This window comes from Verrucomicrobiota bacterium JB022, from assembly GCA_030673845.1.
GTDB lineage: Bacteria > Verrucomicrobiota > Verrucomicrobiia > Opitutales > Oceanipulchritudinaceae > WOUP01.
On the sequence record JAUTCQ010000020.1, the window covers coordinates 155,040 to 169,990 of the forward strand.

General features: G+C 62.3%; 15 protein-coding genes. All 15 read left to right on the forward strand.

Annotated features, from left to right (window positions below):
* Positions 1-14: 14 nt before the first annotated feature.
* The 15 genes from Q7P63_16140 (at position 15) to Q7P63_16210 (ending at position 14,924) form a co-directional block, all read left to right on the forward strand.
* Entirely contained in the window at positions 15-728 is a 714-nt protein-coding gene (locus tag Q7P63_16140; protein ID MDP0501623.1) for a MotA/TolQ/ExbB proton channel family protein, read from the forward strand.
* Between the two features lie 5 nt (positions 729-733).
* Positions 734-1,144, forward strand: coding sequence for a biopolymer transporter ExbD (locus Q7P63_16145; GenBank protein MDP0501624.1), 411 nt, complete (start codon positions 734-736; stop codon positions 1,142-1,144).
* 12 nt (positions 1,145-1,156) lie between these two features.
* Positions 1,157-1,804, forward strand: a complete 648-nt coding sequence (locus Q7P63_16150) for an energy transducer TonB (GenBank protein ID MDP0501625.1) — start codon at positions 1,157-1,159, stop codon at positions 1,802-1,804.
* A gap of 25 nt (positions 1,805-1,829) precedes the next feature.
* A complete protein-coding gene (locus Q7P63_16155) occupies positions 1,830-3,338 on the forward strand; it encodes a tetratricopeptide repeat protein (GenBank protein MDP0501626.1) in 1,509 nt (502 codons plus the stop codon).
* A gap of 190 nt (positions 3,339-3,528) precedes the next feature.
* On the forward strand, positions 3,529-4,170 hold the full coding sequence (locus Q7P63_16160; GenBank protein ID MDP0501627.1) for a TonB family protein: 642 nt from the start codon (positions 3,529-3,531) through the stop codon (positions 4,168-4,170).
* Positions 4,171-4,277: 107 nt separating this feature from the next.
* Entirely contained in the window at positions 4,278-4,721 is a 444-nt protein-coding gene (locus Q7P63_16165) for a type II secretion system protein GspG (GenBank protein ID MDP0501628.1), read from the forward strand.
* A 126-nt stretch (positions 4,722-4,847) separates the two neighbouring features.
* Entirely contained in the window at positions 4,848-5,375 is a 528-nt protein-coding gene (locus Q7P63_16170) for a prepilin-type N-terminal cleavage/methylation domain-containing protein (protein ID MDP0501629.1), read from the forward strand.
* Positions 5,375-5,845 carry a prepilin-type N-terminal cleavage/methylation domain-containing protein gene (locus Q7P63_16175; GenBank protein MDP0501630.1) on the forward strand — a complete coding sequence of 157 codons (471 nt, stop codon included), beginning with the start codon at positions 5,375-5,377 and terminating at the stop codon, positions 5,843-5,845. Before Q7P63_16170 ends, Q7P63_16175 begins: the two co-directional genes overlap by 1 nt.
* A complete protein-coding gene (locus tag Q7P63_16180) occupies positions 5,835-6,527 on the forward strand; it encodes a prepilin-type N-terminal cleavage/methylation domain-containing protein (protein ID MDP0501631.1) in 693 nt (230 codons plus the stop codon). Before Q7P63_16175 ends, Q7P63_16180 begins: the two co-directional genes overlap by 11 nt.
* Positions 6,511-7,755: a type II secretion system protein GspK gene (locus tag Q7P63_16185; GenBank protein ID MDP0501632.1), complete on the forward strand. Its 1,245-nt coding sequence runs from the start codon at positions 6,511-6,513 to the stop codon at positions 7,753-7,755. Before Q7P63_16180 ends, Q7P63_16185 begins: the two co-directional genes overlap by 17 nt.
* Positions 7,752-8,939 (forward strand): PilN domain-containing protein, encoded by a 1,188-nt coding sequence (locus Q7P63_16190; protein ID MDP0501633.1) that lies wholly within the window; start codon positions 7,752-7,754, stop codon positions 8,937-8,939. Before Q7P63_16185 ends, Q7P63_16190 begins: the two co-directional genes overlap by 4 nt.
* A 6-nt stretch (positions 8,940-8,945) precedes the next feature.
* The gene (locus Q7P63_16195) at positions 8,946-9,503 is read left to right on the forward strand and encodes a hypothetical protein (GenBank protein ID MDP0501634.1); all 558 of its coding nucleotides are present in this window, start codon (positions 8,946-8,948) and stop codon (positions 9,501-9,503) included.
* Between the two features lie 19 nt (positions 9,504-9,522).
* On the forward strand, positions 9,523-11,898 hold the full coding sequence (locus Q7P63_16200; GenBank protein ID MDP0501635.1) for a secretin N-terminal domain-containing protein: 2,376 nt from the start codon (positions 9,523-9,525) through the stop codon (positions 11,896-11,898).
* A gap of 68 nt (positions 11,899-11,966) precedes the next feature.
* A complete protein-coding gene (locus Q7P63_16205; protein MDP0501636.1) occupies positions 11,967-13,652 on the forward strand; it encodes an ATPase, T2SS/T4P/T4SS family in 1,686 nt (561 codons plus the stop codon).
* Positions 13,653-13,655: 3 nt separating this feature from the next.
* A complete protein-coding gene (locus Q7P63_16210; protein MDP0501637.1) occupies positions 13,656-14,924 on the forward strand; it encodes a type II secretion system F family protein in 1,269 nt (422 codons plus the stop codon).
* The last annotated feature ends 27 nt before the right edge of the window (positions 14,925-14,951 follow it).

Sequence of the window (14,951 nt, forward strand, 5' to 3'; positions counted from 1 at the left end):
CCCCACCCCACCGAATGATGCCATTCATGCACCTGCTCGCCCAAGCAACCGCCGATAGCGATCAGTCGCTATCCGCGGCGGAGCAGGCTCGGCTGGTGGGCGGCCCCGAGAGCCTGTTCTCCGCAGAGGGCTTAGATTTCATCGTAGGTATCTGGAGGGAGGGCGGCTGGCTGATGATCCCGCTCGCCATCCTCGCCATCTTCATCTACTTCGAAGCCATAGCCGTTATTCTGCGCCTCAAACGCGCCAAGCTGAAGAAAACGCCCAAGAAGACCTGGGAACCGTGGCTCGACCAGCCCGGCCAAGGCACTGGGCACGTCGGCCAGGTCGTGCGCTTCGTGCGCGGCGACCACGACACCTTCGGTGAGGAAAACCTCCTTCGCGTCGAGGCCGTGCGCGCCCGGATCGTCCCGGACATCAATGCGCGCATTACCGTAATCAGCACCCTGGTGACGATTGCCCCCCTCATGGGCCTCCTTGGCACCGTGATCGGCATGCTCGACACCTTCCGTGGCCTCTCCAGCGCGTCTGGACAAGCGGCGGAACTGGTGGCGGAAGGTATCCGCGTCGCCCTCATCACGACCCAGACGGGCCTGATGATCGCGATTCCCGGCTACCTCTTCCTCGCCTGGGTCGTGCGTGAGCGTAACCGCTACCTTGCGTTCCTCGCCCAGCTCGAGACCGCCGTGGTGCAGCGCATCCACCGCCAACACAACCAAGCTGCCTAAACGCCATGGCCAAACGAGGAACTCTCAACCAGGAAGCGGAAGTCAGCGATATCAACATCTCTCCGATGATTGATATGGTGTTCATCCTGCTGATCTTCTTCATCGTGACGACGGTCTTCACGCAGGAGCCGGGGGTGGAAGTCGTGCGGGAAACCGCCACGACGGAATTCCAGCTCGAGCGCAACGCGATCCTGATCGCCGTCACCGACCAAGGTGAAGTGTGGTACGGTGGCCAGCCCATCGGCGTCACCGGCGTTCGCCCCGTCGTCGTCCGCAACGTGTCGGAAAACTCGCGCATGCCGGTGATTATCCAGCCGGACCGCGCCGCGCCATCCGACATCGTCATCCGCGTCGTCAACGAAGCGAAGTACGCCTCCGCCACCACGCCGGTCTACTTCTCGACCATCAACGACTAACCCCTGCCTCCCATGAGCAAGAGCCATATTCCACCGAATTTGAAGCCGGAGGTGCCGTTTTCCCTCATCACCGGGCTCATCCTTGCGCTCGTCGTGATGCTGCTCCTCCCCATCAGCCAGTACATCACTGGCATGACGGACAATGACAAGCAGGAGGTCGACATCGTTGATTACCAGCCGCCGCAGATGGACGACATCACCCCGCCGCCCCCGGAAGAACCCGAGGAGCAGGAAATTGAGGAAATGGAGCAGGAATTCGAGCCGCCGTCGATCGAGCAGCTTGAGCTTTCCCTCAATTCCGACCTTTCCGGCCTCGCCGGTGGCGACTTCACGATGCCGTCTCTCGACCTGGGCCAGCAGATGAGCGAAATCATCTACGAGCTCAGCGACCTCACCCAAAAGCCCAACATGGTGGGGCGCCCCAACATCCAATACCCCCTCGAGCTGAAGAACCAGCGCGTGGAGGGCGAGGTGATTGTGCGCTTCGTCGTAAAGGCTGACGGTTCGGTCGGTGAAATCCGCGTCGAAAAGTCGGACCACCCCCTCTTTGAAGAAGCCGTGGTGCGCGCCCTGCGCCGTCTGCGTTTCGAACCAGGACAAAAGGACGGCAAGGCCGTGAACGTCTGGGTTCGTCAACCCTTCCCCTTCAATTTAAGATAGTTTGATACGCCTTCATTCCTACGTCATGAAGAAACGCTTTTCCTTCCTTGCCCTGTTTGCGACCGTGACCTCCCTCGTCACGGCCCAGGGCGTTCAACCCCGCCCCGCCCCTGTGCAACCGCTTCAGACCGCGGCTGGTATCTATCAAACGCCGGTCTGGCAAAATGCGATGGCCGGGCTCCTCACGATCAATCTCGCGATCGAGCCCGATATCCCCCGCGACGACCAGCCCGCCATGGCGGCGCTCGGCCAACTGCGGACCATCCTGGGCCAGCAGACGGGCGAAGCCAACGTGCAGGCCAACAATCAGGCGCTGGCTGCGCTGGAGACCTATATCAACTCCAGCCCCAAGCCCTCGCCCCTGATCCTGCAGATCGCCGGTGCGCTGCGCATGCAGAATGCCGATCTGACCAACAACAAGGCTGGCTACAGCCAGGCAGAGAACTACTTCAAGCGCGCCGTGGATCCCAACACCGGGATGCCCAACTTCCTGCGCGCCCACAAGAACCTCGCCCACATCTACTTCAAGACGGATCGCCCGCAGCTCGCCGCCCAATCGTTCGTCAAGGCCCTGCAACTGGGCGACAACGACCCGGTGACCTTCGGCCTCCTCGGCTCGATCTACTTCGACCAAGGGCAGCTGATCCCGGCCGAAAACGCGTTGCGTGGCGCGATGATGCTCAACCCGGGCATCACCGAGTTCAAGCAACTGCTCGGTAACGTGCTGCTCCAGCAGGAGCGCTACGCCGAAGCCGCCGCCCTCTTTGGCGACTTGCTGCTCGAAAAGCCGAACAACGTCCAGTACTGGAACGCCCAGGCCAACAGCTACATCGGCATGGACATGATCGACGAGGCCGCCAAGAACCTCGAGATCGTGCGCTTCCTCGGCAAGGCCGATGCCCCCATGCTCATGCTGCTGGGCGACATCTACCTGAACAAGGAAATGGTGCGCGACGCCGCAGATGCCTACCTTGCCGCCGTGCAAAAGTCGGCTGAGGCTCGCTCGTTCACCCAATACTACCAGGCCGCCCAGTACCTGAACCGTTACGAAGCTTTCGACGAAAGCACGCAGCTGCTCGACGCCATCGAGCAGAACATGAGCGAGCTGACGACCAAGCAGAAGAACGACATCCTGACCCTGCGCTCGGAAATCAACCTGACCCAGGGCAAGACCGAAGAGGCCGTCGCCAACCTCGAAGAGATCCTCAAGACCGATCCCTTCAATGGCCGCGCCCTCATCGTGCTGGGCCGTTACTACTCCTCGGCCGAGCCGGATGTAGCGCAGGACAATGCCAACTACCAGCAGCGCAAGATCGCCCTGCAACAGCAGGCCATCACTTACTTTGAGCGCGCTGAAGAGCTGGAAGACATCGACACGGTGGTCGAAGCCCTCGTGGCCCACGCCCAGCTCCGCGTGAAGCGCAGCGAGCTGCCCCGCGCAGCCGACCTGCTGACCCGCGCCCAACAGCTGAAGCGTCAGGAATACATCCAGAGCTACCTGGATCAGATCAACGCCGCGATCCAGTCCCGCTAAGAGACCTGACACGGTCCATCCTTTCACGCCGCTTCCACTTTGGGAGCGGCGTTTTTTTGTGCCCATTTTCTGAGGTTATCTACGCATATTATCGTGACAAGGGAGGTCAAACCGAGTTATAGTTCCACCGCTCCCGCGATCCATCCCCTTCCCCGCCGGAGCTTATTTTCTCCTTAGCCCCATCTACTCCATGAGCGACTCGAACATGCCCCCGAACCTCAAGCCCGAGGTCCCCCTCTCGCTGGCCAGCTGCGTTACCCTGGCCTTTGCGGTGATGCTGCTCCTCCCCATCAGCCAATGGATCACCGCGCAGGTCCAGCCCGCCGACACGGGCATCGACCCGACTCAGATCAAGCCACCGGTCGTCGACCCGGTGACCATCGTCGAGCCGCCAAAGGTGGAGCAGCAGATCGAACTCAAGGAGCCCAAGCCCGATCTGCAACCGCCGCCCCTCGACGTGATGGAAGGTATCGCCGAAGGATCGGGCGGCATCCCCGTGCAGTTCGATTATGGCATCATCATTCCAGATGACATCTACGATGGATTCATCGCCTTCGAGGACCTGACGGAAAAGCCGCGCCCGACCGGTCGCCTGGATATTCAATATCCGCTGGCGCAAAAGCAGATCCGCGCCAGCGGCCATGTGGTGGCGATTTTTGAGGTCAAGTCCGACGGCACGGTGGGCAAGATCACGATCGAAAAATCGTCGCATCCCGACTTCAGCGAATCGGTGATCCGCGCGCTGACGCGAGCCCGTTTCGAGCCGGGCAAGCAGGATGGGCGCGCGGTGAATACCCGCGTACGCCAGGAATTCCCTTTCCAGCTAAACTAGCAGTATCTCTCGATTCCCGCTCTCTGCGCGCCGCTCCTCCACGAGCGGCGCTTTTTTATCCACTGTGAGGTTGCAACCCGAAGCGTTCTCAGACGTTTTTAGATGACATGAAGCAGTCCAGAGCTTTCCGTCATCGGCCCCGCGGCGGTTTTACCATCACCGAGATGCTTATCGTCTTTGCGCTCATCACCTTTGTGATGGGCCTTGTCGTGGGCAACCTCGCCGGCATTTTCGGGCAGGGCCAGGAGAAAACAGCCGAGATGTTTGCCACCAGTTCGATCGAAGCCCCGCTCACGCAGTACCGCATCGACGTGGGCAACTACCCCTCGACCGAAGAGGGCCTCGCCGCGCTCTGGAGCGCCCCCGCCGGCAAGGAAGGGCGCTGGAACGGTCCTTATATCGACTCGCAGGACGACCTGATCGACCCTTGGGGCAACCCGTATCAATATCGTTATCCCGGGACGAAAAACCCGCACGGCGCGAAGAAATACGACGTCTGGTCTATGGCCAACGACACAGGCAGCGACAGTGACGATATTGGAAACTGGTAAGCAACGTTATCGTAACTTTGCATCAAGGGCCGGCCGTCAACGCCGGCCTTTTTTGTTTTCTCCTGACAAGCGTTATAGAAAAGGGTTGCGACGCAACTAAGGCTGGGCCATTGCGTTTAACCGACCGTGTGCTTCCTGTGCTCCAGCTTCTCGCGCTCCCCACGCAAGGCCTTTACGATCATTGAGATCATGATCGTGCTTGGCCTGATGGCAGCCTTGAGCGGCGTGATCGCTTTTTCCGTGACCCCGATGCTGGGCCGCAAAGATCCACGTTCGTTGGAGGAATCGCTGGTCTATGCCGTGCAGGAGGCCCGTTTTTACGCCGCCCAGCGCAAGGAAGTGACCCAGCTCTTCTTCCAGCCCGAGCAGGCGCAGTTTGAGATCCGCAGCGCCGACGGCTCCACGCTGCAGACCGTCACCACCCGCTACAGCAAGGTGAAGGACGACATCGAGTGGCAGTGGTTTATCCAGATGCCCGCCGAGGGCTTTCGGGTCGACGATCGCCCACAGCGTCGCGAAGTCGACCGGGTGCAGTTTGCGCCCGACCGCAGCGAATCGCCCTTTACCGCCGAGTGGGAACTCGACATCCAGGACCGCGGCAGCGTCACTATCGACCCCTTTTCAGGGCGTCCATTCCCCCAGGAGACCCGCTGATGCCGCGCCTTCGCTCCCAACGCAGCGGCTTCAGCCTGGTGGAGGTGATCGTGGCCATGGCCATCGCCTTCATGTCCATTGCGGTGCTGACGCAGGCTTTTATCGCCGCGCTCAACGCCTTGCCGACCGAGCGGGTCGACCACGCGGCGCAGCGGGAAGACCTCCGCTGGGTGCGTGCCCAGATCTTCGCCATCGGCGACTACATGGAGCTGGAGGACGGCGGCGAATTCACGACCCCCTTGCTGGGCGAGATCGACTGGGAGGCCGAGCTGGAGGAAACCGACCTGCCCGACCTTTTTTACGTGACGCTCGAATACCGCTGGCGCAACGGCGACAGCCTTCAGGACAGCCGCTTCGAGGAAACGCTGCTCGTCTACAACAAGAACTGGTCGGACCCGACGGATCGGGGCCGGCTGGTGGACGACACACAGGATGCGATTGAAAGGGTCGCGGACCGCCGTGACTGGTAAGCGCTCTTTGCATCGGCGCGGCTTCACCCTGGTGGAGATGCTCGTGGTGATCGTGCTCGCCGGAGGGCTGCTCACGGTCATGTCGTTCCACATCTTTACGATCAGCCAGACGTGGCTGAACCGGAATCAGGGCCTCTTCCTGCCCAACCATGCCGACGGGGTGGCCTTTTACCTGCGCGAGACCCTCGCCGCCGCCGACGCCTTTGCCGATGAAGACCGCCTGGGCGAGCCGGAAGGCGTCGAAGAGTTGCCGAGCGAGGCCCTTCAGTTTGCCCTGCCTCCGCACTGGAACGGCAGCCCGAACCGCCCGCTGCTGGCCATCTACCAATACCAGACCGGCCCGCTCCTGCAGGTCGACGAGCGCACGTCGCCCGAAGCGCAGAGCTACCTTTATTTCGACGATCAGCAGCGCCAGCTTTCCCTGATCTGGTTTGGCATGCTGCAGCCGGAAGTGCGCTACGAGCGCGACCTGCGCACAACATTGCTGAGCCCCTACGTGCGAAACGTCGAATACGTCTACTACGAGGAAGACATCGACGAGTGGGAAGTCGAGGACGAGCCGCGCGAAGAAGACGGCGAGTTCCCCTTGCCCCGTTACCTCAAGCTGACGTTTACCCTCGGCGAGCAAATAACCGAGCGCTACGTGCCCCTCCCCCTTTCCACCCGTGACCCTGCGTATTAGACAACGCCCGAGCCTTCGCTCTCGCCGCGGCAGCATCCTCGTCTTGGTGCTGGCGCTGGTGATGCTGCTCTCGATCATCGTGGTGGCGTTTATGGATGAGGCGCTCCAGCAACTGCGCTACAGCTCCCTTTACCAGAACCAGGACGATTTGCGACACGAGGCCTACGCTTCGCTCGAAGCCACCGTGGCCACCTTGGCCGCCTTCCAGGAGGTGGAAGAGCACCTGTGGGGGCCCGCGCAAGGCTGGTCCAAGCCGCTGGAATTCGCGCACTACGAGCCCAAGAATGGGGTTACCATCGAGGTGCGGCTGGTCGAGGAATCGTCGCGCCTCCCCCTCAACTCGCTGGATTACGACCAACTCGTCGCGCTCTTTACCTATCTCGGCATTCCGGACTACCTGGCCAACGACGCCGCCGACAGCCTGCTCGACTGGGGCGACGACGACGACCTCAAGCGCCTCAACGGCTTTGACGGCGAGGACTACAAGCGCCTCGACCCGCCGATCCGCGCCGCCAATCGCAAGCCGCGCGAGTGGGCCGAGCTGGAGCTGATCCCGGCCATGCGCGAGGCGTTCTGGATGGATGAGGAACGCATTTCCCCCGCCTGGGCGCAGCTCAAGCGCATGGCGTCCCTGCGCTACGAGGGCCCCGTAAACATCAATACCGCTCCCGCCGAGGTGCTCTATGCGCTGGAAGAGCTGCAAGTGCTCGACGCCCGCGAAATTGTGGACTACCGAGACGGCTGGGACGACGATGATACCGAAGACGACCGCTATTACCGCGACATCGGCAATGCCTCCGTTACCGAAACTTCGATGGCGTCCATCGAGGTGGGCCAGCTGTGGGTGGAGGTTATCGCCACGCGCGGAGACGCCCAGTTTGCCCTCACCACCCTGCTGCAAATCGGCTCCAGCTCCGGCAACAACAACTCCAACCGGAACGGCGACGGCGAAAACGGCGGCGACGGTGGAGAAGATGTGGGCCGAGGGGGCGATGGCGATCGCCAAGGGCAGGATGGCCAACAAGGGGACGACCAGCAGGGCGGGCAACAAGGCCGTCAGGGCCAGGAAGGTCGCCAGGATACAGAGGGCGAAAGCGACCGCTCGACGCAGAATACCAGCCAGCAGCAGAGCGAGCGCTTCCCCTTTCAGATCATCCGCCTGCGGGAGAACACAAAAATTGGTTGGACAGCCGAAACAGCTGGGAACTTTAATGACAGACTTGAATGAAGCTCGCTGCGCTTAGCCCCGAAACGGCAGAGGTTGCCGAACATACTCCGATCCAGTGGATCCCCGGTCATCTCTGTTTTGCCCAGCTCGCCGAGTTGCCACCGGAGTTGCCTCCGGAAGAATATGCGGCGTTTGCCGAGTTGACGCTGGAAGGCTCGTCCCCGTTCCCCGTGGAGCAACTGTGCTGGGGCTACTGGACCGATGCCGAGCGTCACCAGCTGCTGCTCGTCGCCGTGCCGCGCTTCCGCCTCGAACAGGCCGGGCTGAAGCTGGATGAAAAGGCCGCGCACGTCTTCCCGGGCTTTCTCACCGCCGTCACCCGCGTGGAGGCCCCCGTGGTGGTGCGCTTTGTCGAAGCCTCCGGCAGCATGACGGCCCTGCGGCTGGAAAAGGGCAAGCCCCTGCCCCAGGCTGTGCGCTCCGTCCCCTTGCCCGAAGAAGCCGACGAGACGGCCTACGCGTTTGCCCGCGAACAGGCGTTGCGCGCCTTACCCGGCGTGGCCGATGCCCAGGTCGAAGAGGGCTACTGGACGGTGGGCCTCGTCACGCATTCCAAGGATCGCGGCTGGCACTGGACGATCCGCCACGGGGACGATCAACAGGTCGTCTACCCCCAATGGGGCGCAGCCGATTGGTGGACGCTGGACCTGCGCGATGCCGAGGCCAAGACGCGCCTGCAGCGTGAACAGCGCTTCGCAGGTTACCTGACGATCGCCGCTTTGGCCGCAGCGGGCACCTTTATCTTGCTGCTGCTCCTGCAGCTCGCGCTCTTCGGCCTCTCTGCCTGGAACGGTGCCCGCGCCGCCAAGGAGGCCGAGCAGATGGCCCGTGTCGATACCATTACGCAACAGCAGTTGCTGACCGAGCGCCTGCAGTCCAGCTCCCGCGCCGGGCTGCGCCCGTTCCGCATGCTGGAGCTGATCAACATGGTGCGCCCTCCCGAGGTCTACTTCGAACGCGTGACTTCCAATGGGCTCGATACGATCGAGATCACGGGCAAGGCCACTGCCGTGGGGCCCGTCAACAACTATGTGGACTTGCTGCGCGAACTTCCTTTCATCACGACGGCCACCGTCGAACAGACTTCGGAGACCCGCGGCGCCGAATACCGCCTCAAAGTCACTTTCTCCGACGTGCCCAACCTGGCCGACGAACAACGCTCTGCCCTGGCTTCCCAACCTTAAACCGCCATGCAGCAAAAGATCTTTCATTGGTTAAGACGGCTCTCCATCCGCGAACGCTTGCTGGCGCTGGCCTTCGTCTGGGTGATCCTGCTGGTATGGCTCTTCGCCGTGCTGGGGGACTTCGGGCCCGAGATCCGTCACTTCAAGCGCACCGGCCAAAACCTCGCCGCGCAGGAGCGCAAGCTGGCCCAGGCCGAGCAGGCTCAGCTTGATTACGAGCACGCCATTACCGACATCGAGCCGGAGCGCACGCTCAACGCCAGCCAGCTCTTCGGCAAGATCGACGCCATGGCGCGCGATAACGCCTTGCAGGACTTTGTGATCAACCGTGCGCCCACGGAATCCTCGGAACTCTTCAACTTTTACCGGGTTCGACTCAATATCGACCGGGCTTCCCTTCCCGACTTGATGGCCTTCGACGAAAAGCTGAAGGCCGAAAGCCCTTACCTGACCCTCACCGGCTTTACGCTGCGCGCGATCCCGAAAGACCCGCGCACCCTCGATGCGACCTTTGAGATTGCGTCGTTCCAGCTCAAGAGTGAGGCCCTCCAATCTTCCAACTAAACGCGCCCGACTTTCCCCGATGCGAATTCCTGCTTCCGCTTCCAGCGTCACCCGCCCCACCGCCTGGCAACGCGCCAGCACGCTGAGCCTGCTGCTGCTGGGCTCCACGCTGGCTTGGGCTCAGCCCACCACGCCTCCTCGGGGGACGCCGCCGCCCCCGCCGACCACTCCGCCGCCTTTTGGGCCTCCCCCCAGCGCCCCGTCTTCGCTGCCCTCCTCGCTCCGCACGCCCGGCAGCGGCACCACCGTCGTCAACCGCTCGGCGACCGGCGATGAATCCCAAGCGCCCGCCAGCGTGGCCGACACCATGGCGCCGGACCGCATGCAAGACCCGGTGGGCGTGATCCGCATCTCCCAAATGGGCACGCAAGACGTGCTCCAGATGCTGGAAAACTACACCAGCAAGCCTATTCTCCGCCAGCAGGGCCTGCCCGAGGTAAAGGTGAGCTTCTACAGCCAGGGCCAGATGAACCGTGGCGAGGCGATCCGTGCGATCGAGAGCTTGCTCGCCCTCAACGGCATCGCGATCCTCCCTCTGGGCGACGAATTCCTCAAGGCGGTCCACACCGGCATCGCGGTCAACCAGACCCCGCCGCTCTGGGAGGGCTCGACCCTCAATGCCAAGTCTTCGCAGCAAATTTACCAGAAGCTCTTCCACCTCAGCTATTTGACGACTGATGAGGCGGTACCCGCCATCCAGCCGCTGATGTCGCAAGGCGCCCCGCTCGTCTACCACAAGTCGAGCGCCGTGCTGGTGACAGACCCGCTGGTCAACCTCCAGCGGATCGAGCGCCTCCTCACGATCATCGACTCGCCCGCGCAGCCCAACATCAAGATGCTGTTCATCCCCTTGAACAACATCAGCTCGCGCGACGCCCTGCAGCGCATGCAGCAGCTCCAGGCCGGCCCGCTGCGCCGCCAACTGGAGTTCAACACCAGTTTTGACGCCGACGAGCGGACCAACCAGGTCATCGCCTTTACCCACCCGGGCAACGAACAGCTCATCCGCCAGCTGGTCGAGCAACTCGACGTGGATGTGGCGCCGATGACGCGCACCAAGGTCTACCCGATCCGCTATGCCACGGCCGAAGACGTCGTGAGCCTGATCGAGCAGGTGGTAACCGGACAGAAGGACGCCCGCGACAACCGTTCGGGCGAGCAACCGACTGTCGCCCAGCAACGGGCCGCCGCCGAACGCGCTCGCAGCAACCAGGCCGCCGCAGCCCTCCGCGCCGACGCTTCCAACCTGCAGTTCAGCGACTTCATGACGATCGTCTCCGACGAGCGCGCGAACCGCGTCGTCGCCTCCGGGACGGAAAACGACCTGCGCTACCTCGAACAGCTGATCTCCGAGATCGACGTGCTGCTGGCCCAGGTGCGCATCGAGGTGGTGATTACCGACGTGACGCTCGGAGACAATGATGTTTCGGGGCTCGGGGCCTTCGGGATTTCCTACAACAACAACTTTGGCAGCAGTGCCAAGTCGACGGATACCTCTACCACCACCGATAGCGATGGAAACACCACCACGACTGGTACCGGGAAGCCGACGACCAGCGATGGCTGGATCCTAGACCCGTTCAGTGCCCCTTGGGGCGTCGGCTTTAATGCGCCGCTCTACTTCGGCCCCGACTCCAGCTTCGGCCTGGATATCGTTTTCCAAACCGTGCAGACGAACCGAAACGCTTCGGTGCTTTCTGCGCCCACGATCGTGACCACGCACAATCGCGAGGCCAGCATTTCGGTTGGTGAACAGCGCCCGGTGTTGACCAGTAGCACCACCAATCTGAATACCAACAACAACGCCATCACTAATCAGATTCAGTTCAAGGACATCAACCTGGAGCTGAATGTGACACCATTGATCGGCGACGATGGCGTCATCCAGTTGGAGATCGAGCAGACCGTCGATAACGTGATCGGCGAAGTTAATATCGGTGAACAGAATCAGCCGATTATCGGCACGCGGCGGGCCAACTCCTTTGTCAGCGTCGAGAATGGCGGCATGGTCGTGCTGGGGGGGTTGCAGCGCAACGACACTGCCGAAACAGAGTCCAGCAACCCGATTCTCGGCAAGATCCCGCTCCTCAACAAGCTGTTCAATCGCACGACCAAGAGCAATACACGGACGGAACTGCTCATCTTTATCCGCCCGACTATCTTGCGCACCCCTGGCGAAATCTCGGAAGACGCCGGCGTGATGCTCGACCGGATGGAAAAGGGCGCCCAAGTGCGTGATTACCTCGAGACCGGCACATTCCGCCCCCGCGGCGAGCCTCCTCTGAATGACGAGGGGCTCAGACTGAACGAAGATGGAGACGACCAGGTGCCCGTAACCGACGAGCCGCTGGAAGACACTTCCCGCAACAGCGTACCGCGCCGCTACAACCGCTAGATGCCGCTGCCTCCTGCGCCTGCTTGGGCGGGAGGCAAACCCGATTCCCCGGTCTTCACCGCAACGCCATGATTTCTCCAACGATCGATTACCTTGAGCAACTGACGGCAAACCTGCCCGACGAGCAGAAGCAGATGTTTGCCGAGGCTCCGCGTGGGCAGAAGATGCCGTTGCTGGCCCGCTTTCGGCGCGAGGGCGAAAAGGAACTCGCGCAAAAATTGGCCGAGCAAGCCGGTTACCCGTATCTGGAGAGCTTTGAGCTGGTCCAGAACGTGACCGAACAGCTCCCGCTGCGCCTACTCAACGCCTTCCAGTGTCTGCCGATCGCGCACAAGCTGCCCGAGGGCGACACGCGCCTGCCGCTGATCACCCCGTGGTTCCCCACCCCGGAGATGGACGACTGGGTCTATACCAGCAGCGGGCGTTTCCCGGCCTGGTTTATCGGGCCCGCCCGTGCGATTGGCGACATGCTGACGCAGCGTTTCGGGGTCGGCGCCGAGTCCCTCAGCGAGTCCGACATCGCGACCGACGACGTTTCGCGCCTCCAGGATGTGGAGGAAGACGCCAATGCTGCGATCATCCGCTTCGTCAACGAAGTCATCGCCAAGGCCGTCGAAGACCGCGCGACCGACATCCACTTCGAACCGCTGAAGGAGAGCCTGCAGATCCGCTACCGGATCGACGGCGAGCTGGTACCCGTGCGTGTGCCGGACAACCTGGTCGACTTCGAGAGCGCCATCATCGCGCGTCTCAAGATCATGGCCAAGCTGAACATCTCCGAGAAGCGCCGCCCGCAGGACGGTCGTATCGTCTACCGCCAGAGCGGCACGGAGCTGGACATCCGTATTTCGACCATGCCCACGATGTATGGCGAAAGTATCTCGCTGCGCCTCCTCAATCAAAAGAGCCAGCCGCTCTCGATGGAAGAGCTGGGCATGTCGGCCGAGGATCAGGAGCGCATCCGCAAGGTGCTCGGCCTGCCCTACGGCATCATCCTCGTCACCGGCCCCACCGGTAGCGGTAAGTCGACCTCGCTCAACGCTTTTATCCGCGACATCAACACCCCGGGCCGTCGCATCATCACGGTCGAAGACCCGGTGGAATACGAAGTCGAAGGCGTCAACCAGACGCAGGTGCACAAGGAGATCGGCTTTACCTTCGCCGCCGCACTGCGCCACATCCTGCGTCAAGACCCCGACGTGATCATGGTCGGTGAAATCCGGGACGGCGAGACGGCCGACATCGCGATCCGCGCGGCGCTCACCGGTCACTTGGTGTTCTCGACCCTGCACACCAACGACGCCCCCGGAGCGCTGACCCGCTTGATCGACATGGATATCGAGCCGTTCCTCGTCGCCTCTGCCGTGGAGCTGATCCTGGCCCAACGCCTGGTGCGCCGCCTGTGCTCGAAGTGCGCCAAGCCCGTCCAGCACTCCCGCGCATATCTCACCGAGTGCCTGCGCGCGCTGAAGCTGCCGGTGACGGAGGAAAACCTGAACACCACCCTTTACGAACCCGCCGGCTGCGAGCATTGCCATGGGCTCGGCTATCGCGGGCGCGTAGGCCTGTTTGAAATCCTGCGCGTAGACGACCACTTGCACGAGCTGATCGTGAAGAAGGCCTCCGCCCACGAAATCCGCATTGAAGCGCTCAAGCACGGGATGACGACGCTGCAGCAGAGCGGCTGGATCCAGGCGACCCGTGGACGCACGAGCATCAAGGAAATCATGCGCTTCAGCCGCTCCGACGAATAAGACATGCCCCTCTTTTCCTACAAGGCCATCGACGTCACCGGACGCAGCCAAAGCGGTCAACTGGAAGCGGCAGACCGCCGCAACCTGATCTCGAAGCTGCAGGCCCGTCAACTGCGCCCGCTGAGCGTCAGCGTGATTCAGGAGCCCGGCAAGGCTGCCCAGCAGACGCCCGACGAGATGGCGGCAGACCTGAACTTCTACGCCTCCGACCGCCGCAAGCCGCTCTTCAAGCGCACCAACAAGCATCAGTTGGGCCTTGAGTTCTGCAAGCGACTGCTCGTGCTGTTGCAAGCCGGGATGCCCCCGGGCGACGCCGTGCGCCTGCTGAGCCAGCGCGTAAGCGACCCGACGCTGAAGGACCTCTGCCAGGCCGTGTGGCGCGAGCTGAGCGAGGGCCGGACGCTCGCCCACGCCTTGAGCCAGCAAACCCAGCTTTTCAACACCGCCACGCTGCACCTGATCGAAGCCGGTGAGGCGAGCGGCAATCTGGCCCCCGTCCTGGCCCGCACGGTCTCTTACCTTGAAGAGCGTGCGGCGATTCGGAAGGACTTGGGCGCCAAGATCGCCTACCCCGCCTTTATCGTCACGATGGCGCTGGGGGTGATGATCATGCTGATCGTCTTCCTCATCCCGCAGATCGAGGATATGCTGACGAAGCTGGGAGGTGAGCTGCCGCTGGTGACGAAGCTCATGATCGGCGGCACGGATTTCACCACCCGCTGGGGTTGGCTGGTCGCCCTTATCGTGGTGGCCATCGGCTTTGGCATCGCGGCTGCCCGCCGCTCGGCCAAGGGGCGCTGGTATACCGACATCATCGCGCTGAAGCTGCCGCTGCTGGGCAAGATCGCACTCTACAACACGGTCTATACCGTCACCCACCTGCTCGGCACCTTGCTGCGCAGCGGCGTGAACACGACCGAGGCCTTGCGCCTGGTGGAGAAGGTGATCGGCAACGGCGTAATGCGGGCCAAGTTTACGATGGCGCGCCGCCAGATCCAGGAGGGTGTGTCGCTCGCCACTGCATTCGAGCGGGTCCACTTCCTGCCCGACGTGGCGATGGACATCCTGAAGGTGGGCGAAAACACGGGCGATGTGGTCAACAGCCTTGAGGACATCAACCGGATCTACCGCGACGAGCTTTCCGGCCAGTTACGCCTCTTGACGACGGTTACAGCGTCCGTCGCCTTGGGTGGAGCGATCACGATGGTTGCGATTATCGCCAGCGCTGTCGTGCTCAGTGTGCTCTCGATGGGCAACAGCCTGTCGCTGTAGGCCGATGAAAAAGCCCGCTCTCTGGCA